Raw genomic sequence first — 20,959 nt, forward strand, 5'->3', positions numbered from 1 at the left:
TCGCGAGTGCCAGACACCGGTTGAATACCAGCGTGCTGGAAGGGATGAACAATAAGATAAAGGTGATGAAGCGGATGGCTTATGGATACCGGGATAACGCTTACTTCTTCCTGAAAATCAAAGCAGCATTCCCCGGTAAAACGCGATGAACCAAAAAAAAGCGCCCCGGAGGGCGCTTTGGCATCCATATCAAACCGCGAGATTAGAAGCGGTAGTTGAAGTTGGCGCCGTACAGCCAGGCTTTACCTTCGGATCTGAAGGTGTATGGGCCTTCGTTGATGGTCACTTTCTGGCCGTGCATGTAGGAAACACCGACGTCAACCGAGGCGTCTTTGTTGAACGCGTAGGAAGTACCGGCGCTCAGCCACAGACGATCCTGATCCGGGATGGAGATCGAGCGGTTCTGGGCCGGTACCGGGCTGTCATCGAAGGCGATACCGCCGCGGAAGGTCCAGTTGTCGTCATAGAAGTAGGTGGTGCCCAGTGCGATGCGGTAAGCGTCACGGAAGCCTTCATGCTTCTCGAACAGGGTTTTACCGTTGCTGCCGGTCGCTTTCAGCTGTTGGAACTGGCTCCAGGTCGTGTAGGCCAGGCTGTAGTGAATGGCCCATTTTGGCGCAACCTTGTTGTAACCCGACAGTTCCCACATTTCCGGCAGGTTCAGGTCCAAAGAACCTGGGATGGTGTTACCGTTGGTGCCTAAAGGCAGACCGTAGGAACCCAGCAAGTCGTTGTAGGCCGATGGCAGGCTGCTTTTGTAATCGCCGTCAAACTTGATTTTGACTTCGGAGCGATAGGTGAAGCCGTAACGGTTGTTTTCGTCCACTTCATACAGGATGCCGGCGTTCCAGCCGTAACCCCATTTGTCGCCTTTCAGATGCGAAATCTGGGTATCGGCCGGGATCTGTGAAACCGGGCCGACCAACGGCGTCGGCAGCTTACCTGAACCGGCAAGCAGCTGCGGCAATTCGCCAGCGTAGCGTTCCAGTTTGGCTTTGGCGTACACCGCATCGAAGCCCAGACCGAAGCTAAAGTGCTGATTCAGGCGGTAAGCGCCGCTCAGGTTCAGGTTCACCGTTTGCAGATCGGTTTTACCGCCATAAGCGCCGGCGGTGTAACCGTCGTTGAATTCGGTCGCCAGACCGAAGTTGCTGGTGACCGAGGCGCCAACGGCGAATTGGTCGTTAAGAGGTTGCACATAATGCAGGTTCGGCACCCAGGCGGTCGGCGCGATGTTTTTCGCATCCAGGCTGGCCCCCGAAGGGGATTTGCCGGAAATGTCTACGTCCGGATCGATAAAGACCGCCCCGATCGAGAGTTCCGGGCGGGTATACATCGTCAGGAGGGCTGGGTTGCGGCTGGCGGAAGCCGCCGTATCCGCCATGGCGCCTTCGCCAGAATACGCACGCCCTAAACCAGCTGATGAAAACTCATTCAGCTGGAATCCTGCGGCAGACACGTTTGAAGAAATAATTGCCACTGCAGCTGCGAGAGCTGATTTAGTGAATAGGTTTTTCTGGCTCATGACCAAAACCTCATTATGTGTTTATTATTTAAACTATGTTACGCAAAGTAACAAGGAGCGCGGGATTGTAGGGTCCGTTATCATTCAGACAAATCAGACCAGTGGCTGAAGTATAGGTCTGACCTGTGAAAATGTTGCAAGTTTGTTTTTGAAATATTTCCGCTCTGATATCAAAAAAGAGATCTGCTTAACAAAAAGCCGACGGAGAATAACAAAATTCTGACTGTTTCTTAGCAGGCGCACATTTTTATTTGTGATTTCCATCACTTAAAGTACCCATTAAAAGTAAGTGCTAGTGATCGCCGGTGCGGCAGAGTAAAATACCCGCAGAATTTTGTGGCTTTGTGCCGGTGAGTAAAACGGCAATCTGGGCTGATAACCGAGGCCCTTGAGGAGAACTAATCATGTCAGATGCAATTAATAAATGCAGTGCCCAGGAAACGGCCGCGTGCTGTTGCGTGGATGTCGGCACCGTGATGGATAACACCGATTGCACCGCGTCCTACAGCCAGGTGTTCAGCAATCAACAAGATGCGCAAGCGATGCTGGCGGCCCTGAGCGAAAAGGCGCGTGCGGTAGAATCCGATCCCTGTGACATCAGCAGTAGCATTAAACCGGTTGACGGCGGCGTGCAATTGGAGGCCGATTTCACCTTCGCTTGTCAGGCGGAAACTCTGATCTTCCAGCTCGGCCTGCGTTAACTCCCCGTTTTATCCCCCGGCGCCGCCTGCCGCGCGCCGGGGATGACCTTCCCCACACCGCCTCCGATAGAAAGTGCGCCTGCTCGCAGTTTTGATCTCTGCCGGTTTGCCAAATGTAACCGTTTGGTTAACAATGACCTCATCAGGTCAGACCTCTTTCTGCCCATTGCGCTGACGTTATTTTCTTCAGGAGCATTTATGAGTAAGGCACTGCCGTTGGTGACCCGTCATGGTGACCGCATTGCGATTGTGAATGGACTGCGTACCCCCTTTGCCAAACAGGCGACTGCCTACCACGGCATTCCGGCGGTGGATTTAGGGAAAACGGCGGTGAGCGAGCTGTTGGCGCGCAGCGGCATCGATCCACAGCTTATCGAACAGCTGGTGTTCGGCCAGGTGGTGCAAATGCCCGAGGCGCCGAACATCGCGCGTGAAATCGTGCTCGGCACCGGCATGAGCGTCCATACCGACGCCTACAGCGTATCGCGCGCCTGCGCCACCAGCTTCCAGGCGATCGCCAACGTGGCGGAGAGCATCATGGCCGGCAGCATCAGCGTCGGCATCGCCGGCGGCGCGGACTCTTCTTCCGTCTTGCCGATCGGCGTCAGCAAGGCGCTGGCGCGCACGTTGGTGGACGTCAACAAGGCGCGCACGCTGTCGCAGCGTCTCAAACTGTTCAGCCGGCTGAAGTTCCGCGATCTGATGCCGGTGCCGCCGGCGGTAGCGGAGTATTCCACTGGCCTGCGCATGGGCGATACCGCCGAACAGATGGCGAAGAGCCACGGCATCACCCGCGAGGCGCAGGATGCGCTGGCGCACCGTTCCCATGAGCTGGCGGCCAAGGCCTGGCAGCAGGGGTGGTTGCGCGATGAGGTGATGACCGCCTACGTGCCGCCTTATCGCGCGCAGCTTTCTGAAGACAACAACATTCGCAAAGACTCCAGCCTGGCTTCCTACGCCAAGCTGAAACCAGCGTTCGATCGCAAGCACGGCAGCGTTACCGCAGCCAACAGCACGCCGCTGACCGACGGCGCGGCGGCGGTATTGATGATGAGCGAATCGCGCGCCAAAGAGCTGGGGCTGCAGCCGCTGGGCTATTTGCGCAGCTTCGCCTTCGCCGCCATCGACGTATGGGAAGACATGCTGCTGGGGCCATCTTACGCCACGCCGCTGGCGCTGGATCGTGCCGGCATCGGCCTGGCCGATCTGACGCTCATCGACATGCATGAAGCCTTCGCCGCGCAAACGCTGGCCAACCTGAAGATGTTCGCCAGCGAAGAGTTCGCCCGCGAGAAGCTCGGCCGCAGCCAGGCGATCGGCGAAGTGGACATGGACAAATTCAACGTCCTGGGCGGTTCTATCGCCTATGGCCACCCGTTCGCCGCCACCGGCGCGCGCATGATCACTCAGACGCTGCATGAGCTGAAACGGCGTGGCGGCGGGCTGGGCCTGACCACCGCCTGCGCCGCCGGCGGATTAGGGGCCGCGATGATCGTGGAGGTGGAATGATGAGCTTTGAAAACGCATTGCATGAACAGCGCGCCAAACCGTCGGCCTTTCAACTGACGATTCGCCCCGACAACATCGGCGTGATCACCATCGACGTACCGGGCGACAAGGTGAATACGCTCAAGGCCGAGTTCGTCGAACAGGTGAACGACGTGCTGATCCGGGCGCAGCAGCATACTGCGCTGGAAGGGGTGGTGATCGTCTCCGGCAAGCCGGACTCGTTTATCGCCGGCGCCGACATCACCATGATCGCTGCCTGCACCAGCGCCAAAGAGGCGGAAACGCTGGCCAAAAAAGGGCAGAGCACGCTGGCGCAGATCGCCGCTTTCCCGGTGCCCGTGGTGGCGGCCATTCACGGCGCCTGCCTGGGCGGTGGCCTGGAACTGGCGCTGGCCTGCCACGGCCGCGTCTGTTCGCTGGATGACAAAACCGCGCTCGGCCTGCCGGAAGTGCAGCTGGGCCTGCTGCCGGGCTCCGGCGGCACGCAGCGCCTGCCGCGTCTGATCGGCGCCGCCAAGGCGCTGGACATGATCCTGACCGGCAAGCACATTCGCGCCCGCCAGGCGCTGCGCATGGGGTTGGTGGACGACGCCGTGCCGCAGTCGATTTTGTTGCAGACCGCCATCGAGCGGGTGAAACAGGGCTGGAAACACCAACGCGTGCTGCCGTGGCAGGATCGCCTGCTCAACGGCCCGCTGGGCAGAAATCTGCTGTTCAGCATCGTGCGCAAGAAAACGTTGGCGAAAACCCACGGCAACTACCCGGCGGCGGAGCGCATCATTCAGGTGGTGCGCTCCGGGCTGGATCACGGCAGCGCCAGCGGTTATGAGGCTGAAGCGCGCGCCTTCGGCGAACTGGCTATGACGCCGCAGTCGGCGGCGCTGCGCAGTCTGTTCTTCGCCTCCACCGCGCTGAAAAAAGAGCGGGGCGGCAATGCGCAGCCGCGCGCCCTGCATCGCGTCGGCATTCTCGGCGGCGGCCTGATGGGCGGCGGTATCGCCTGCGTCACCGCCACCCGCGGCGGTTTACCGGTTCGTATCAAAGACATCAATGAAACCGGCATCAATCACGCGCTGAAATACAGCTGGGACGTGCTCGGCAAGCGGGTACGCAGCAAGCGCATGAGCCCGGCGGAGCGGCAAAAACAGATGATGCTGATCTCCGGCTCTACCGATTACACCGGCTTTGAACAGGTGGATATCGTGGTCGAGGCGGTGTTCGAGGATCTGGCGCTGAAGCAGCAGATGGTGGCCGAGGTCGAAGCGAACTGCGCGGCGCATACCGTGTTCGCCTCCAACACCTCCTCGCTGCCTATCGGCCGCATCGCCGAAAAGGCCCAGCGGCCGCAGCAGGTGATCGGCCTGCACTACTTCAGCCCGGTGGACAAAATGCCGTTGGTGGAAGTGATCCCGCATGCCGGCACCAGCGAAGAGACCGTTGCCACCACCGTGGCGCTGGCGCACAAGCAGGGCAAGACCGCCATTGTGGTGGGCGACAGCGCCGGTTTTTACGTCAACCGCATCCTGGCGCCTTACATCAACGAAGCGGCGCGCTGCCTGCTGGAAGGCGAGCCGATTGAGTCGCTGGACAAGGCGCTGGTGGACTTCGGTTTCCCGGTCGGCCCGATCGCCCTGCTGGATGAAGTGGGCATCGACGTCGGCACCAAGATCATTCCGGTTCTGGTCGAGGCGCTGGGGCCGCGTTTCGCCGCGCCGGCCGCGTTCGATGCGGTGCTGAAAGACGGGCGCAAAGGGCGCAAGAACGGCCGCGGCTTCTATCTCTACCCGAGCGAGGGGCAGCAGCGGCAGCGGCGCAAACGTGCGGACACTTCATTGTATACGCTGCTCGGCGTTACGCCGAAGGCGCACATGCTGCCGGCGACCATCGCCCAGCGCTGCGTGATGATGATGCTGAACGAAGCGGCCCGCTGCCTGGATGAAGGTGTGATCCGCAGTGCGCGCGACGGCGATATCGGCGCGGTGTTCGGTATCGGCTTCCCGCCGTTCCTCGGCGGCCCGTTCCGCTATATGGACGAGCTCGGTGCCGAGAAAGTAGTGAAGACGCTGGAATACCTGCGCCAGCAGCACGGCGAGCACTTCGCGCCGTGCGAACGCCTGCAGCGCATGGCGCGGCAGGGCGAACGTTTTTACCCGCTGGGGAGCTGAACGCAGGGCGGCCCGATTTGCACTATAGTTGCAACAGGGCCGCGTTGTGATCGCCATCACTCCTTGCAACAGCTTCAGCCGGTGAGGCTGTACAGCGAGGCAGCGGCAGCGGTAAGTTAGCTTGACCGTCATCAATAAATTTCATGGCGGCAAGGTTAAAATTTAACCCGTTGAATTGCTTGTTCTGTGAGCAATCGAGGTTTGCGTGGGGAGGATTGCTGTAAAAAACAGCGTTTTCTTTAGGTAAACTTTCAGGCAAAATGCCCGGCCGCCATAAAGAGACGGCGCGTTATCGTTTTAAAGCTTTGGCTTTGGGTTGTAAAACTCGGCGGTACAGCACGCACGGCGTTTCTGTATAGCGTTACTTTGTCAACAACAGCGGTGCAATATGCAAGTTTTGATTATGCGTCACGGAGAGGCGGCGCTCGAGGCAGCCAGCGATGCGGTAAGGCCCCTTACCCTGTGCGGGCGCGACGAGTCCCGTCAGATGGCGGCCTGGTTGAACACCAAGTCTGTGGATATTGAACGCGTGCTGGTCAGCCCCTATCTGCGGGCTGAACAGACGCTGGCGACGGTGCGTGAAGCCTTGACGCTGCCGGAGGGCGAAGAAGTGCTGCCCGAGCTGACGCCGGGCGGCAACGCCGAACAGGTCGGCAGCTATCTGCAGGCGCTGGCGATGCAAGGGGTGAGCTCGGTGCTGATCGTGTCGCACCTGCCGCTGGTGGGGTATCTGGTGGCCGAACTGTGTCCGGGCGAGTGCCCGCCGATGTTCGCGACCTCAGCGATTGCCAACGTCGATCTGCCGGCGGACGGCAGCTACGGCAAGTTTGAATGGCAGGTCAGCCCGTCGCAGGTGATGGCCAAAGTGTGAACCGCAGATTCGCTGCGGAATAAACTCAGGGCGATGTCTGACATCGCCCTGAGTCGTTTCTGCGACGGCTATTCGGCCAGCTCTACCAACAGCAGGATGGCGGCGTTGCCGCCCCATTCCTTCGGCGCCTGGTGGAACGCCAGCACGTCGGGATGCTGCGCCAGCCACAGCGGCGTTTGCTGTTTGAGGATGTGCTTGCCGTGCCCGTGCATCACGCAGGCGCAGTGCACGTGTTCGCGTTTGCAGGCGGCGATCAGCGCCCCCAGTTCCTGCTTGGCCTGCAGCTGGGTCAGGCCGTGCAAATCGAGAAACAGCTCCGGCGAATAATCGCCGCGCCGCAGCTTCTTCAGCTCATAAGGGCTGCTGCCGGGGCGTATGTAGCGCGTCGGGCCTTCCTCTTCCAGCTGCGGCTGGTATTCATCTGAAAAATAATAGCTGGCATCGACCTGCTCCTGCAGCAGCCGCTGCGGGGCAATCTGTTTGACCTTGGGCTTCGGCGGGCGGTGGACGATGGTGTCCTGGCGCAGTTTTTTCGCGCCCGCCACCGACTCTCTGAAGAGCTGTTGTTCGTCTTTGCTCAGAGGGGGCTTGTTCTTCATGCTGCATTCACCGGAAATCGTTTATTTCGCTAGTTTACCTTGTGAATGCGCGCTGTCGACGCAAAACTCGGGCCAGAGTGAAAAGCGCGAGGGGCAAGCGTGATTTGTCGCGGGCTTCATGGCAAACTAGGCGGCTAAATCATGAAACACAGCGCCTGCCGGAGGGCAAATTGGACAAAATTTTCGTCGACGAAGCAGTGAATGAACTGCACACCATTCAAGATATGCTGCGCTGGACGGTAAGCCGCTTCAACGCCGCCAATATCTATTATGGTCACGGAACCGACAATCCGTGGGACGAAGCGGTGCAATTGGTGCTGCCAAGCCTGTTCCTGCCGTTGGACATTCCGGAGGACATGCACACCGCCCGTCTGACCTCCAGCGAGCGTCATCGCATCGTTGAACGCGTGATCCGCCGCGTCAACGAGCGCATCCCGGTCGCCTATCTGACCAATAAGGCCTGGTTCTGCGGCATGGAATTCTACGTCGACGAGCGCGTGCTGGTGCCGCGTTCGCCGATCGGCGAGTTGATCAACGATCGCTTCAGCGCGCTGATCCCGCATCCGCCGCGTCATATCCTCGACATGTGCACCGGCAGCGGTTGCATCGCCATCGCCTGCGGCTACGCTTTCCCGGAAGCGGAAGTGGACGCGGTGGACATCTCCAGCGAGGTGCTGGCGGTGACCGAGCGCAACATTCAGGCGCATGGCGTCGAACACCAGGTGATCCCGATCCGTTCCGATCTGTTCCGCGACGTTCCCGCGATCCAGTACGATCTGATCGTCACCAACCCGCCGTACGTCGATGCGGAAGACATGTCCGATCTGCCGCAGGAGTTCCGCTTCGAGCCGGAACTGGGCCTGGCAGCAGGCAGTGACGGCCTGAAACTGGTGCGCCGCATCCTGGCCTGCGCGCCGGATTACCTGACCGACGACGGCGTGCTGATTTGTGAGGTGGGCAACAGCATGGTGCATCTGATGGAGCAATATCCGGACATTCCGTTCACCTGGCTGGAGTTCGAAAACGGCGGCGACGGCGTGTTCATGCTGACCAAACAGCAGTTGGTGGATTGCAAGGATCACTTCAGCCTCTATCGCAGCTAAACCGCATTTCCAGGGCCCGCACGGCGGGCCTGATAACGATAAAAGACTAACGGTAAGGAGCCGTGATGGCAGGAAACAGTATTGGGCAGATTTTCCGCGTCACCACCTTCGGTGAATCTCACGGGGTGGCGCTGGGTTGTATCGTCGACGGCGTGCCGCCCGGCATCCCGCTCACCGAAGCCGACTTGCAACACGATCTGGACCGCCGTCGTCCGGGCACCTCGCGCTACACCACCCAGCGTCGCGAACCGGATCAGGTGCGCATTCTCTCCGGCGTATTCGAAGGCGTGACCACCGGCACCAGCATCGGGTTGATCATCGAAAACACCGATCAGCGCTCACAAGACTACAGCGCCATCAAAGACGTGTTCCGTCCGGGGCATGCCGACTACACCTACGAACAAAAATACGGCCTGCGCGACTATCGCGGCGGCGGCCGCTCTTCGGCGCGTGAAACCGCCATGCGCGTCGCGGCGGGCGCTATCGCCAAGAAATACCTGCAGCAGAAGTTCGGCGTGCAGGTGCGCGGCTATCTGGCGCAGATCGGCGACGTGACCTGCGAGCTGAAAGACTGGGATCAGGTCGAGCAAAACCCGTTCTTCTGCCCGGACCCGGACAAGCTGGAAGCGCTGGACGAACTGATGCGCGCGCTGAAAAAAGAGGGCGACTCCATCGGCGCCAAGGTCAGCGTGATCGCTGAAAACGTGCCGGTTGGCCTGGGCGAGCCGGTGTTTGACCGCCTCGACGCCGATCTGGCGCACGCGCTGATGAGCATCAACGCGGTAAAAGGCGTGGAGATCGGCGACGGGTTCGCCGTGGTGACCAAACGCGGCAGCGAAAACCGCGATGAAATCACCCCGGAAGGCTTCCAGAGCAACCATGCCGGCGGCATTCTCGGTGGTATCAGCAGTGGCCAACCGGTGGTGGCGCATCTGGCGCTGAAGCCGACCTCCAGTATCATGGTGCCGGGCCGCACCATCAATCGCCAGGGCGAAGCGGTGGAAATGGTCACCCGCGGCCGCCACGATCCGTGCGTGGGCATCCGTGCCGTGCCGATCGCCGAAGCGATGATGGCGATCGTGCTGATGGATCACCTGCTGCGCCAGCGTGCGCAAAACGGTGATGTGGTTTCCGACGTGCCGCGCTGGTAATCGCCATGAAAAACTGGATGTTGGGCCTGGTGGCCCTGACGGCTTCGGCCTCCGCCATGGCGCTGACGCCGTGGCAGAAAATCGATCACCCGGTGGCCGGCGCGCCGCAGGCGGTGGGCGGCTTCGCCAACGGCTGCATCATCGGCGCGCAGCCGTTGCCGCTGAACTCACCGAACTACCAGGTGATGCGTACCGACCAGCGCCGCTATTTTGGCCACCCGGATCTGCTGGCGTTCATTCAGCGTCTCAGCAGCCAGGCGAACCAGAAAGCGCTGGGCACGGTGCTGATCGGCGACATGGCGATGCCGGCCGGTGGGCGCTTCAGCAGCGGCCACGCCAGCCACCAGTCAGGGCTCGACGTCGATATCTGGCTGCAGCTGCCGCGCCAACGCTGGAGCGCGCAGCAATTGCTGAAGCCGCAGCCGATCGACCTGGTGTCAGGGGACGGCAAGCAGGTGGTGGCCAGCCAATGGCAGCCGCAGATTGAGTCGCTGATCAAGCTGGCGGCGCAGGATGCGGAAGTGACGCGCATCTTCGTCAATCCGGCGATCAAGCAGCGGTTGTGCCTGGATGCCGGTGCCGATCGCGCCTGGCTGCACAAGGTGCGTCCGTGGTTCGGCCACCGGGCGCACATGCACGTGCGCCTGCGTTGCCCGGCCGGCAGCCTGGAGTGCCAGGAGCAGGATACGCCGCCGCCGGGCGACGGCTGCGGCGCTGAGCTGGCGAGCTGGTTCGTGCCGCATCAACCGAACGCCAAGCCGGGCAAATCCGTGCCGCCGCCGTTACCGCCGACCTGTCAGGCATTGCTGGATCACCATTTCTCCGCGGAATAACACATGGACTGGTTCGTCATCGGCCCCGAGATGCTCGGGGTGTTGTTTGCGGTAGCGCTGTTGGCGGGGTTTATCGACTCCATCGCCGGCGGCGGCGGCTTGTTGACGGTGCCGGCCTTACTGGCGGCGGGAGTTCCCCCCGCGCAGGCGCTGGCGACCAACAAACTGCAGTCGGTCGGCGGCTCCTTTTCCGCCAGCCTGTACTTTATTCGCCGGCGCGCGGTGAACCTCAACGATCAGAAGCTGACGATATTTCTGACGCTGATCGGTTCGATCGTCGGGGCCATACTGGTGCAGCACATGCGCGCCGATTTGCTGCGGCAGATGCTGCCGCTGCTGGTGATCGGCATCGGCCTCTATTTCCTGCTGATGCCGCGGCTGGGTGAGGAAGATCGTCAACGCCGCCTCGGTGCCTTGCCGTTCGGGCTGGTGGCCGGCGGCTGCGTCGGATTTTACGACGGTTTCTTCGGCCCCGGTGCCGGGTCGTTCTACGCGTTGGCCTATGTGACGCTGTGCGGCTTCAACCTCGCCAAGTCCACGGCGCACGCCAAGGTGCTGAACTTCACCTCCAACGTCGGCGGGCTGGCGCTGTTCATCATCGGTGGCAAAGTGGTGTGGAGCATCGGTCTGGTGATGCTGGTGGGGCAAGTGCTGGGGGCGCGTCTGGGGGCGCACATGGTGCTGACCCGCGGGCAGAAGCTGATTCGGCCGATGATCGTGATCGTCTCGCTGGTGATGAGCCTCAAGCTGCTGTACGACAACCACGGCGCGGAAATTCAGCAGTGGTTGAGCGCTCTGGTGCACGGTTAAAGGTGAAGAGGGGGTGCCGCTTACGCGCCCCTGTCTCCTCATCGGTTATCGGGTATAATGGCCTCTTTATTTTTGTGGTTATCGAGTTTTTATGTCAGACATGCAGACCCGTCATCGCTATGAACAGCTGATCGAGATCTTCAATCAGTGCTTCAGCGATGACTACAACACCCGCCTGGTGAAAGGCGACGACGAGCCGATCTACCTGCCGGCCGACGACGAGCTGCCGTATCACCGCATCGTGTTCGCCCACGGCTTTTACGCCAGCGGCCTGCACGAAATCTCGCACTGGTGCATCGCCGGCGAAGCGCGACGCCAGCTGGTGGACTTCGGTTATTGGTATTGCCCGGATGGGCGCGACGCGCAAACCCAGAGTGAATTCGAAGCGGTAGAGATCAAACCGCAGGCGCTGGAGTGGATGTTCTGCGTGGCGGCCGGTTTCCCGTTTAACGTCAGCTGCGACAACCTGAACGGCGACTGCGAGCCGGATCGCATCGCGTTCCAGCGCAAGGTGCGCGCCCGGGTATTGGCGCTGCTGGAGCAGGGAATACCCACACGGCCTGCGCGCTTTATTCAGGCGTTGCAATCGTTCTACAATACGCCACCGTTGGCGGCCGAGCATTTTCCGTACCCGGAAGATCTCAACTGACGCCACAGCCCGTTATTTAATGAGGAAATTTGATGATCGCAGAATTCGAAGCGCGCATTTTGGCGCTGATTGATGACATGGTAGAGCACGCCAGCGATGATGAACTGTTTGCCGGTGGCTACCTGCGCGGTCATCTGACGCTGGCGGTGGCCGAAGCGGAAGAGCAGGGTGAGCACACTGCCGAAGCGCTGAAAGCGCGGGTGGAAGAAAGCCTGCACAAGGCGATCGCCGCCGGGGAACTCTCGCCGCCGGATCAGATCCTGGTGCGCGGCATGTGGGAAAACCTCTATCAGGCTGCCATCCCAGCCGCCTGACCGCCATGCCGGGGCGCATCGCGGCGCCCCTCATCCATGAATTAAACCGCACGTCCTTTCAGCAGTTTCCGCACCCACATCCGATTCGGATTCAGCGCCGCCAGCAGGCGCGCATCGCCCGGCAACGGTTCGCCGAACAGCTGCGCCGCCAGAATTTCCGCTGCCAGCGGCGCCGAGCACAGCCCGCGCGATCCCAACCCGCCGATAGCGAACAGACCGGGATAGACCGGTGCATCGGCGACGGTTTCACCGCGCTGGTTCTGCCGCTGCAAATCCTGATACTGCGTCACCGTGGCCTGATAATCCGGCAGCGCGCCGACCATCGGCAAATGATCGCGGGTGGCGCTGCGCACGCCGCAGCGCGCCAGGTGAGCGCTGACGTCCACCTGCTGCGGCCAGGCCTGTTCCGGCAGGCAGCGCAGCAGGCGCTCGCGGTTCTCCTGTTGCTCCTGCTCGCGGTAGTCGGTGGCGGTGTCGCCGCGCTGGTAGCTGGCGCCGATGCAGTGCTGGCCGTTGTTGGTGTTGACCGGCGTCAGGTAGCCGTCGTAGCACAACACTTGCTTCAGTTGGCCGAGCGCCGGTGAGGTCGGGATATGCGACACCTGCCCACGCACCGAGTACAGCGGCAGGGCTTGCGTCGGCGCCAGCTCGGCCAGCCGGTGGCCGTTGGCCAGGATCACCGTCGCATGGCGGCGGCTTTCACCGTGGGCGAAGTCGATGCGCCAGCCGTTTTCTTCACGCGTCAACGCCTGCGCCTCGTGGCGGTAGCGGCAGACCAGACCCTGGCGCTGCGCCAGCGCGATAGCGCCACGCGTCAGCTCGGCCGGGCAGAGCCAGCCGCCCTGCGGGTAGGTGATGCCGCCAAAGCCGGTATCGACGCCGCACAGTTCGCTGAGCGTCTCGCGGTCGGCCGCCATCGCCAGCGCCGGCGGCCAGTCGGTTTTCAGCATATTGGCGATCTTGGCGCCGCTCTTGTCGTCATAGGCCAGTTGGCTGACGCCGCACCACTGGTGATCAAAGGCGACGCCTTGCTGCAACAGGGCGTCGTAGTGGCGACGGGCGAAGGGAAACGCGGCGCTGAAGAAACTTTCCAGTGCGTCGCCGCTGCCGTTCAGTAGGGGATAAATCGCCCCCTGACGGTTGCCGGAAGCCCCTTCAGCCGCCTGCTCGTCGGCGCAGTAGAGCGTGACGGTAGCGCCGCGCCGCAGCAGGGCCAAGGCGGTGAGCGCGCTGGCGACGCCGCCGCCGATCAGCGCGATGTCGGCGGTGTTGTCCGCTGCCGGACGCCGGTACCAGGGCGCCGGGTGGGGCGTGGGTTGCGCATCGCCCGGCAGACCGCCGGCGAGCATCTCACGCTTTTGGCCGAAACCTTTGCAACGGTTGACCTGGAAACCGGCCTGTTGTAAGCCACGGCGCACGAAGCCGGCGGCGGTAAAGGTGGCGAAGCTGCCTTCCGGGCGGGCGAAACGCGCCATGGCGGCGAACAGTTGCTCGGTCCACATGTCGGGGTTTTTGGCCGGTGCGAAGCCGTCGAGGAACCAGGCATCGACCTGGTTATTCATGCTGGCGTCGAACTGAGGCAGCAGTTCGTTGACGTCGCCGAACCACAGATCGAGCGTAATGCGGCCTGCGGCCAACAGCAGGCGGTGGCAGCCCGGCAGCGGCAGCGGCCATTGGGCGCGCAGCTCGTCGGCATAGGGCGCCAGCTCCGGCCAGCGCGCATGCGCCGCCGCCAGATCGGCCTGCTGCAGGGGGAATTTTTCAAAGCTGATAAAGTGCAGGCGTTGCAGCGCGGCGTTCGGCTCGGCCTGGCGGAAGCCCGCGAAGGCCTGCCACAGCGTAAGGAAATTGAGCCCGGTGCCGAATCCGGTTTCCGCCACCACCAACAGCGGGCGTGAATGAGTGGCGAAACGCTGCGGCAGCCGGTTGCCGTGCAGGAAGACGTAGCGGGTTTCTTCCAGCCCATCCTGATTGGAAAAATAGACGTCATCAAACTGTTTCGAAACAGGTGTACCCTGTTCGTTCCAGGTTAGCGTTGCGGTTTGGATGGGGGCGTGGTTCACGGTCAATAGCTCGAAATTCAAGGGATGCCGCGAATTCTAACGGCGCTGGCGTCCTGGCGCAAACTGGACAACAATAAAGCTGAAAAACGCTGATCGGACTTGTTCGGCTTACATCTGTACGCTAAAGTGCGATGCAAAATCCCGTAGGTAAATAGTGGAAGAGGTATTGAATGAAACGTGCAGTGATTACTGGCCTGGGAGTTGTCTCCAGCATTGGTAATAACCAGCAGGAGGTCCTGGCGAGCCTGCAGGAAGGACGTTCTGGGATCACTTTCTCCCAGGAACTGAAAGATTCCGGCATGCGTAGTCACGTATGGGGGCAAGTTAAGCTCGACACTACCGGCCTGATCGACCGCAAGGCGGTGCGTTTCATGAGCGATGCTTCCATCTATGCCTTCCTGGCGATGCAAGAAGCGATCGCTTCTTCCGGCCTGAAGGAAGAAGAGTATCAAAACAACCCGCGCGTGGGCCTGATCGCCGGTTCCGGCGGCGGTTCTCCGCGCTTCCAGGTATTCGGCGCCGATGCGATGCGCAGCCCGCGCGGCCTGAAAGCGGTTGGCCCGTACGTGGTCACCAAGGCTATGGCTTCCGGCGTTTCCGCCTGCCTGGCCACGCCGTTCAAAATCCACGGCGTGAACTACTCCATCAGCTCTGCTTGCGCGACCTCCGCACACTGCATCGGTAACGCGGTTGAGCAAATCCAGCTGGGCAAACAGGACATCGTATTCGCCGGCGGCGGCGAAGAGCTGTGCTGGGAAATGGCCTGCGAGTTCGACGCGATGGGCGCGCTGTCCACCAAGTACAACGACACGCCGGAAAAAGCCTCCCGCACCTACGACGCCGATCGTGACGGTTTCGTCATCGCCGGCGGCGGCGGCATGGTGGTGGTTGAAGAGCTGGAGCACGCGCTGGCGCGCGGTGCGCACATCTACGCAGAGATCGTTGGCTATGGCGCCACGTCTGACGGCGCCGACATGGTTGCGCCATCGGGCGAAGGCGCGGTGCGCTGCATGAAAATGGCGATGCAGGATCTGGATACGCCTATCGACTACATCAACGTGCACGGCACCTCCACGCCAGTAGGTGACGTGAAAGAGCTGGGTGCCATTCGCGAAGTGTTCGGCGACAATACCCCGGCTATCTCTTCCACCAAGGCGATGACCGGCCACTCGCTGGGCGCCGCGGGCGTGCAGGAAGCGATCTACAGCCTGCTGATGCTGGAGCACGGTTTTATCGCGCCGAGCATCAACATCGAAACCCTGGATGAGCAGGCGGCCGGCATGAACATCGTGACTCAGCCGACGCAGCGCGAGCTGACCACCGTGATGTCCAACAGCTTCGGCTTCGGCGGCACCAACGCCACCCTGGTGATGCGCAAACTGGCGAAATAATTCCGCCTGAGCTTCACCAAGCTATCAAGCCCGCGTTTTCGCGGGCTTTTTACTGCCCGAAGGCCCGCCGCCGATGGCGCTCGGAGTTTTCCTAAATCACATCCCCTGACACATCATTACCGCGTCATTACATACTTTGGGCATACAATACTCATGTAGCGTAGTTATCGCTCGGCGTAGCTTCCCAAAGTGATAGAACATCGAGGCAAGAAGTATGAAAAAGTTAATTGCGGTTGGGTTACTGTCGGCCGTGTTGGCAGGATGCGCCACCGATTCCCCCTGCGTTCCGGTCTATGATGACCAGGGGCGCCTGGTGCACACCAACACCTGCATGAAGGGCACCACTCAGGATAACTGGGAAACTGCCGGCGCCATCGCCGGCGGCGCGGCGGCGCTCGCCGGTCTGACCCTCGGCATCATCGCGTTGACTAAATGATCGGCGCGGCGCCTGCGGGCGCACGAAACAAGCCCGGCCGTTAAACGCCGGGCTTTTTTGCGTTATTGCACCAAAAACGCCTTGAACTGCGGCGTCATCACGGCGCTAAAGCCGTCGTCGGTTTTACTGATCAGGTAGACCGCCAGCCCTTTTTCTTCCGCCAGCTTCAGCGCCTTCTCGGTGCCCAGCACCATCAGGCCGGTATCCCAGCCGTCGGCTTCGAGCGCGGTCGGGGCGATCACCGTGGCGGAAACCAGCCGGTGGTTGATCGGCCGGCCGGTGGCCGGATCGATCACATGGGAGTAACGCTGGCCGTTCTGTTCGAAGTAGTTGCGATAGCTGCCAGAGGTGCTGATGCCGTAACCGTGCAGGTCTACCAGCGCCTGTACGGCGTTTTCACGGTCGGTCGGCTTCTGGATCGCCACCCGCCAAGGCTTGCCCTGGCCGTTGACGCCGCGCGAAGAGACCGCGCCGCCGACCGAGACCAGATAGTTGGTGATACCGTTACGGTTCATCAGGCGTACCAGCTCATCGGCGCCATAGCCTTCACCCAGCGTCGAGAGATCGACATACATGTCCGGCAGATCTTTCTGCAGCCATTCGCCTCGATTGTCGCTGATCAGCTTCAGGTGCTGCAGGCCGATGCGCTGCTTCGCCGCGTCGATCTGCGCCTGTTCCGGTACCTTGACCGGGTGTTTGTCGGGGCCGAATCCCCACAGGTTCACCAGTGGGCCGACGGTGATGTCCATTGCGCCGCCGGTATCGCGGCCGATGCGCTGGGCCATCAGCACGATGTCCGCCATGCCGCGCGGGATTGGCTGAGGTTCGAGGCTGGCGTTGCGGTTAAATCGCGACAACACCGAATCGGCGCGGTAGGTAGAGATATCGTCGTTGGCCCGTTCGAGCACCGCGTCGATCTGCCGCTGCAGTTCTTGTTTGCCGACAGCGACGTCCCCGCTGACTTTAACGCTGTAGAAGGTGCCCATCGTTTTGCCGTCGATATCGATTTGCGGGCGGGAGGAGGCGTCGTCGCAGGCAGCGAGCAGGGTACACAGGGCGCTCAACAACGCCCCTTTGGCGAACAGGGAAGCCATAATATGTCCTTTGAAACCGAGAAAGCCGCTACAAATAAAGTAAAGCGCGGCAAATGAAAAGCGGATAAAGGTAAAATAGCATTTTGCTGGCGTTGCGGCGGGGCCTGCGCTAACGTCTCGCTCATGCTTTTCGCTGAGGTTTCAAGCTGCCACCATGAGTGCAACCGCCCTTTCCCGGCTTATCCATCCCTTTGTCAAAGACCGTTTCCTGCATGCGTTGCTGCTGGCCGGCGCGGCGATGTTCGCCTTGTACCCGCAGCCGCTGGCAGCGCTGGGCGGTTTTATCGACGGCCGCACCCTCATCATCCTGTTGGGGCTGATGCTGCTGACCAAAGGCGTTGAGGTCAGCGGCTACTTCGACTTTGTCGGCCGCAAGATCATCAACCGGCTGCACAGCGAACGGCGGCTGGCGTTGTTCCTGGTGTTTTCCGCCGCGCTGCTGTCGTCGTTTCTGACCAACGACGTGGCGCTGTTTATCGTCATTCCGCTCACCATCACGCTGAAAAAGCTGTCGGCGCTGCCGGTTGGCCGTTTGATCATCTTTCAGGCGCTGGCGGTGAACGCCGGTTCGCTGCTGACGCCGATCGGCAACCCGCAAAATATCCTGCTGTGGAGCCGCTCCGGTCTTTCTTTCCTCGGTTTCATCGGCCAGATGGCGCCGTTTGGCGCCGCGATGATGCTGAGCCTGTTGGCGTTGACCTGGTTCAGCTTCCCGGCGCGCGATATCGTGAAAACGCCGAATACCGAGGGCTACCCCTATCAACGGCCGCTGTTGCTGAGCTGCGCAGGGCTGTATGCGATCTTCCTGCTGTGCCTGGATATCGGTCTGCCGCTGTATGGGCTGTTGGCGGTGTTCGCCGGCTTTTTGTTGCTGGCGCGCCGGGTGCTGTTGCAGATCGACTGGAGCCTGATTTTCGTGTTCGCCGCCATGTTTATCGATGTCGGCCTGTTTACCCGCCTGCCGCCGCTTCAGCCGGCGTTTGCCGCTATCGCCGGGCTGAGCGACGGTGGGGTGTATGCGCTGGGCGTCGGGTTGTCGCAGATCGTCAGCAACGTGCCGGCCACTATTTTGCTGCTCAACTATGTGCCCGCCAGCGCACAGTTGGCCTATGCGGTCAATGCCGGTGGCTTCGGGTTGGCGATCGGCTCGCTCGCCAACCTGATTGCGCTGCGCATGGCGGGGGAGCGCAAAATCTGGCTGCGCTTCCACTGTTACTCGCTGCCGCTGCTGGCGTGGGCCGCGCTGGTCGGCTGGCTGTTGAGCTAACCCTGATTACCGCTCTGCCGGGCGGCCAGCAGGCAAATGCTGCGGGTCACCTGGTAGGATTTCACGAAGGCGCTGACGGGTAAAAACTCGAAGCGCGAGTGGAAGTTATGCGCGCCGGTAAAGTAATTGGGCGTCAGGATGCCGCGGCTGGAGAGCGCCGCGCCGTCGGTGCCGCCGCGCATCGGGATCACCTTTGGCGGGATGCCGTGGGCGGCAAGGGCGCCGAAGATCAGATCGATGGCGCGCCGATCTTCGCCGATGGCGTTGCTGATGTTGCTGTAGATGTCGCTGACGCGGCAGCTGACGTTAGCACGCGGATAGTTGGCCGCCACCTGACGCACCGTTTCCTCCAGGCGGGTTTTGCGCGCTTCGAATGCCGCCCGATCGAAGTCGCGAATCGACACCTTCAACGTCGCCTGATTGGCGTTGGCGGCCAGATCCGTGAACCAGAAATAGCCCTCGCGCCCGTCGGTGTGTTCCGGGGTATCCTGCACGTCGAAGCGGTTGATGATGTCGTTGGCGATGCGTATCGGGTTGATTAACACGTTTTTCGCCGACATAGGGTGCGCGGTCACTCCCTCGATGCGGATCTCCGCCGCCGCCGCGTTGAAATTTTCATACACCACTTCACCCAGCTCGCAGCAGTCGATGGTGTAGGCGAAATCGACGGCGAAACGCTGTAAATCCAGCGCCTTGGCGCCGCGCAGGCCGATCTCTTCATCCGGCACGAACGCCACCACGATATCGCCGTGGCGATCGGCGGCGGTCAGGTTGGCCAGCAGCGTCATCACCACGGTGACCGCCGCCTTATTGTCGGCGCCCAGCACGCTGGTGCCGTCGCTGAACAGGATCTCTTCGTTCCGGTAGGGCAGGATCTCCGGGTGCTCGGCGGTGCGCAGCCAGATGTCCTGCTCGGCGTTCAGGCATAAATCTTCGCCGGTGAAGCGCAGGCGCTGCGGGCGAATCTCGGGCGACAGGCCGACGTCCACGGTGTCGATATGGGTGATGAAGCCGATGCGCGGCGCGCCGGGCTGGGTGCCGGGCTTGCGGGCAGTGACGGTGGCGTGGTCGTCTATCAGCACGTCGGCCAGGCCGAGCCGGCGCAGCTCTTCCGCCAGCAGCTGCGCCATCTCATGCTGCCCCGGCGTGCTGGGCAGGGCGGTTGCGGCGGGATCGCTCTGGCTGGTCACCGCCAGGTAGCGGAAGAAACGTTCGGTGAGCTGTTCGGCAATCGGGCTGGTCATCGGCACTCCTCGCGGTTGGCAATCTTCCGGTTTTAAAACGAAATCAGCCGTTTGTCCAACGCTGCAATATGCAAACCGCCAGAATGCGAAGCATCGCGCAGAAACGAAAAATAGCGGAGCAACCAGGCAATCGTCGCAGGTTTCTGCGGCAAAATCGGTGTTAGCCGTGGGCCGGGAAGCGCCCGCCTAACACTTATCTGTCCCTCAAGGAGAATTCATGCACACCGGTCACGCTCTGCTTATCACCTTACTGTCCCTTGGCCTCTCTCACAGCGCCTGGGCCTCCGCCGATACCGGGCATGCCAACAGCAACGCCAACAGCCGCGAAGTGGCCAGCGCGCTGGGCGGCCTGAAAAACAAAACCTACGAACTGGAACAGGCGCCGAAGATCCGCGTTGCCAGCTTCAATATCGCCGCCGGCAAGGTCAGCGACATGACCGCCATCGCCAAGGCGATTCGCGCGATGAACGTCGATGTGGTGGCGCTGCAAGAGGTGGATAAGCTCACCGCCCGCAGCGGCCGCGTCGATCAGGCGGCGGAGCTGGCGAAGCTGACCGGCATGCAGGCGGTGTTCGGCCGGGCGATCGATTACGACGGCGGCGAATATGGCCTGGCGTTTCTCTCAAAATATCCGTTGCGCGATGCCGTGATCTATCCGCTGCCATCCGGCCAGCGCGAACAGCGCATCGCCTTCAGCGCCAAGGTCGACGTGCCGGCGTTCCCGGCGCCGATCACCCTGTTCAACACCCACCTCGATACCAAGGAAGATCCGACGATGCGCCTGGATCAGGTGCGGGAGCTGAACGATCGCACCATCGAAGTGCGCGGTATCAAGCTGCTGTTCGGCGACATGAACGATGTGCCGGGCAGCGTGACCTGGCTGGAGCTGAGCCGCTATTGGAACGACATCATGCCTAACGGGCAGGATGGCCGCAGCTGGCCGGCGGAAAACGCCGAGATCAAGGTGGATTACCTCTTCACCGGCAACGCGCAGCGCTGGCATCTGGACAGCCTGACGGTACCGAACGCCAGCGGTGACTGGAACGGCGTGCATTGGCCGGCGGTGAGCGACCACCTGCCGCTGGTGGCGGAAATGCGCCTGACCGAGCAATAAGCCAGGCCTGCGTTTGTTGTGTTTTTGTCCCGGCTGCGCGACGGCCATCCGTTGGCCATCGGCGAGCAGCCGGGATCGCTGCGCGATCGGGCGGCTGCTGAGGACTGCGGCTGCGCCTGA

At 61.5% G+C, this 20,959-nt stretch carries 21 protein-coding genes and 1 pseudogene; 16 read left to right on the top strand and 6 right to left on the bottom strand.

Annotated features, from left to right (window positions below):
- Nucleotides 1–149 (top strand): transposase (locus tag M6G53_RS06345; RefSeq protein ID WP_253330089.1); only part of this gene is annotated, 149 nt, incomplete at its 5' end.
- Nucleotides 150–202: 53 nt separating this feature from the next.
- On the opposite strand, the gene fadL is transcribed toward M6G53_RS06345, so the two are convergent.
- Nucleotides 203–1,525 (bottom strand): long-chain fatty acid transporter FadL, encoded by a 1,323-nt coding sequence (gene fadL / locus M6G53_RS06350; RefSeq protein WP_253329892.1) that lies wholly within the window; start codon nt 1,523–1,525, stop codon nt 203–205.
- 404 nt (nt 1,526–1,929) lie between these two features.
- Here fadL and M6G53_RS06355 point away from each other — a divergent pair, with 404 nt between their 5' ends.
- The 3 genes from M6G53_RS06355 to fadJ all read left to right on the top strand — a co-directional run bounded on the left by M6G53_RS06355 (nt 1,930) and on the right by fadJ (nt 5,900).
- Nucleotides 1,930–2,226 (top strand): YfcZ/YiiS family protein, encoded by a 297-nt coding sequence (locus M6G53_RS06355; RefSeq protein WP_197658651.1) that lies wholly within the window; start codon nt 1,930–1,932, stop codon nt 2,224–2,226.
- Nucleotides 2,227–2,424: 198 nt separating this feature from the next.
- The gene (gene fadI, locus M6G53_RS06360; protein WP_033653729.1) at nt 2,425–3,735 is read left to right on the top strand and encodes an acetyl-CoA C-acyltransferase FadI; all 1,311 of its coding nucleotides are present in this window, start codon (nt 2,425–2,427) and stop codon (nt 3,733–3,735) included.
- Complete coding sequence (fadJ, locus tag M6G53_RS06365) at nt 3,735–5,900, top strand: fatty acid oxidation complex subunit alpha FadJ (RefSeq protein ID WP_253330092.1); 2,166 nt, start codon at nt 3,735–3,737, stop codon at nt 5,898–5,900. The genes fadI and fadJ overlap by 1 nt, the downstream gene beginning before the upstream one ends.
- Nucleotides 5,901–5,922: 22 nt before the next feature.
- On the opposite strand, the gene M6G53_RS06370 is transcribed toward fadJ, so the two are convergent.
- Entirely contained in the window at nt 5,923–6,159 is a 237-nt protein-coding gene (locus M6G53_RS06370) for a hypothetical protein (RefSeq protein ID WP_253329894.1), read from the bottom strand.
- Between the two features lie 129 nt (nt 6,160–6,288).
- On the opposite strand from M6G53_RS06370, the gene sixA reads away from it, so the two are divergent.
- Entirely contained in the window at nt 6,289–6,771 is a 483-nt protein-coding gene (sixA, locus tag M6G53_RS06375) for a phosphohistidine phosphatase SixA (protein ID WP_004936230.1), read from the top strand.
- 68 nt (nt 6,772–6,839) lie between these two features.
- Here the strand turns inward: sixA and smrB are convergent, their stop codons facing one another.
- The gene (gene smrB, locus M6G53_RS06380) at nt 6,840–7,370 is read right to left on the bottom strand and encodes an endonuclease SmrB (protein WP_253329896.1); all 531 of its coding nucleotides are present in this window, start codon (nt 7,368–7,370) and stop codon (nt 6,840–6,842) included.
- A 170-nt stretch (nt 7,371–7,540) separates the two neighbouring features.
- On the opposite strand from smrB, the gene prmB reads away from it, so the two are divergent.
- The 6 genes from prmB to M6G53_RS06410 all read left to right on the top strand — a co-directional run bounded on the left by prmB (nt 7,541) and on the right by M6G53_RS06410 (nt 12,230).
- A complete protein-coding gene (gene prmB / locus M6G53_RS06385; protein WP_025160157.1) occupies nt 7,541–8,473 on the top strand; it encodes a 50S ribosomal protein L3 N(5)-glutamine methyltransferase in 933 nt (310 codons plus the stop codon).
- A gap of 65 nt (nt 8,474–8,538) precedes the next feature.
- Nucleotides 8,539–9,624, top strand: coding sequence for a chorismate synthase (gene aroC / locus M6G53_RS06390; protein WP_033635387.1), 1,086 nt, complete (start codon nt 8,539–8,541; stop codon nt 9,622–9,624).
- Nucleotides 9,625–9,629: 5 nt separating this feature from the next.
- On the top strand, nt 9,630–10,457 hold the full coding sequence (gene mepA, locus M6G53_RS06395; protein ID WP_038876512.1) for a penicillin-insensitive murein endopeptidase: 828 nt from the start codon (nt 9,630–9,632) through the stop codon (nt 10,455–10,457).
- 3 nt (nt 10,458–10,460) lie between these two features.
- Nucleotides 10,461–11,267, top strand: a complete 807-nt coding sequence (locus M6G53_RS06400) for a sulfite exporter TauE/SafE family protein (protein WP_253329898.1) — start codon at nt 10,461–10,463, stop codon at nt 11,265–11,267.
- Nucleotides 11,268–11,367: 100 nt separating this feature from the next.
- Nucleotides 11,368–11,916: an elongation factor P hydroxylase gene (locus tag M6G53_RS06405; RefSeq protein WP_162215436.1), complete on the top strand. Its 549-nt coding sequence runs from the start codon at nt 11,368–11,370 to the stop codon at nt 11,914–11,916.
- Between the two features lie 32 nt (nt 11,917–11,948).
- Nucleotides 11,949–12,230, top strand: a complete 282-nt coding sequence (locus tag M6G53_RS06410) for a YfcL family protein (protein ID WP_197827778.1) — start codon at nt 11,949–11,951, stop codon at nt 12,228–12,230.
- 41 nt (nt 12,231–12,271) lie between these two features.
- Here the strand turns inward: M6G53_RS06410 and mnmC are convergent, their stop codons facing one another.
- Nucleotides 12,272–14,293, bottom strand: a complete 2,022-nt coding sequence (gene mnmC / locus M6G53_RS06415) for a bifunctional tRNA (5-methylaminomethyl-2-thiouridine)(34)-methyltransferase MnmC2/FAD-dependent 5-carboxymethylaminomethyl-2-thiouridine(34) oxidoreductase MnmC1 (protein WP_253329900.1) — start codon at nt 14,291–14,293, stop codon at nt 12,272–12,274.
- A 170-nt stretch (nt 14,294–14,463) separates the two neighbouring features.
- Here mnmC and fabB point away from each other — a divergent pair, with 170 nt between their 5' ends.
- Together fabB and M6G53_RS06425 are read left to right on the top strand one after the other, a co-directional pair.
- Complete coding sequence (fabB, locus tag M6G53_RS06420) at nt 14,464–15,684, top strand: beta-ketoacyl-ACP synthase I (RefSeq protein ID WP_123892230.1); 1,221 nt, start codon at nt 14,464–14,466, stop codon at nt 15,682–15,684.
- Between the two features lie 214 nt (nt 15,685–15,898).
- Nucleotides 15,899–16,120, top strand: coding sequence for a putative periplasmic lipoprotein (locus M6G53_RS06425; RefSeq protein ID WP_253329902.1), 222 nt, complete (start codon nt 15,899–15,901; stop codon nt 16,118–16,120).
- Nucleotides 16,121–16,182: 62 nt separating this feature from the next.
- On the opposite strand, the gene apbE is transcribed toward M6G53_RS06425, so the two are convergent.
- Entirely contained in the window at nt 16,183–17,214 is a 1,032-nt protein-coding gene (apbE, locus tag M6G53_RS06430) for an FAD:protein FMN transferase ApbE (protein ID WP_253329904.1), read from the bottom strand.
- A 154-nt stretch (nt 17,215–17,368) separates the two neighbouring features.
- Here apbE and M6G53_RS06435 point away from each other — a divergent pair, with 154 nt between their 5' ends.
- On the top strand, nt 17,369–18,481 hold the full coding sequence (locus tag M6G53_RS06435) for an SLC13 family permease (RefSeq protein WP_253329906.1): 1,113 nt from the start codon (nt 17,369–17,371) through the stop codon (nt 18,479–18,481).
- On the opposite strand, the gene pepT is transcribed toward M6G53_RS06435, so the two are convergent.
- Entirely contained in the window at nt 18,478–19,725 is a 1,248-nt protein-coding gene (gene pepT / locus M6G53_RS06440) for a peptidase T (protein ID WP_253329908.1), read from the bottom strand. The genes M6G53_RS06435 and pepT overlap by 4 nt on opposite strands.
- 217 nt (nt 19,726–19,942) lie before the next feature.
- Here pepT and M6G53_RS06445 point away from each other — a divergent pair, with 217 nt between their 5' ends.
- Together M6G53_RS06445 and M6G53_RS25575 are read left to right on the top strand one after the other, a co-directional pair.
- Nucleotides 19,943–20,839, top strand: coding sequence for an endonuclease/exonuclease/phosphatase family protein (locus M6G53_RS06445; protein ID WP_253329909.1), 897 nt, complete (start codon nt 19,943–19,945; stop codon nt 20,837–20,839).
- 33 nt (nt 20,840–20,872) lie between these two features.
- Nucleotides 20,873–20,959, top strand: a pseudogene (locus M6G53_RS25575) (rhodanese-like domain-containing protein); the annotation flags it as partial.

It is taken from the genome of Serratia nevei (genome assembly GCF_024160145.1).
In the GTDB taxonomy this organism is placed as follows: Bacteria; Pseudomonadota; Gammaproteobacteria; order Enterobacterales; family Enterobacteriaceae; genus Serratia; species Serratia nevei_A.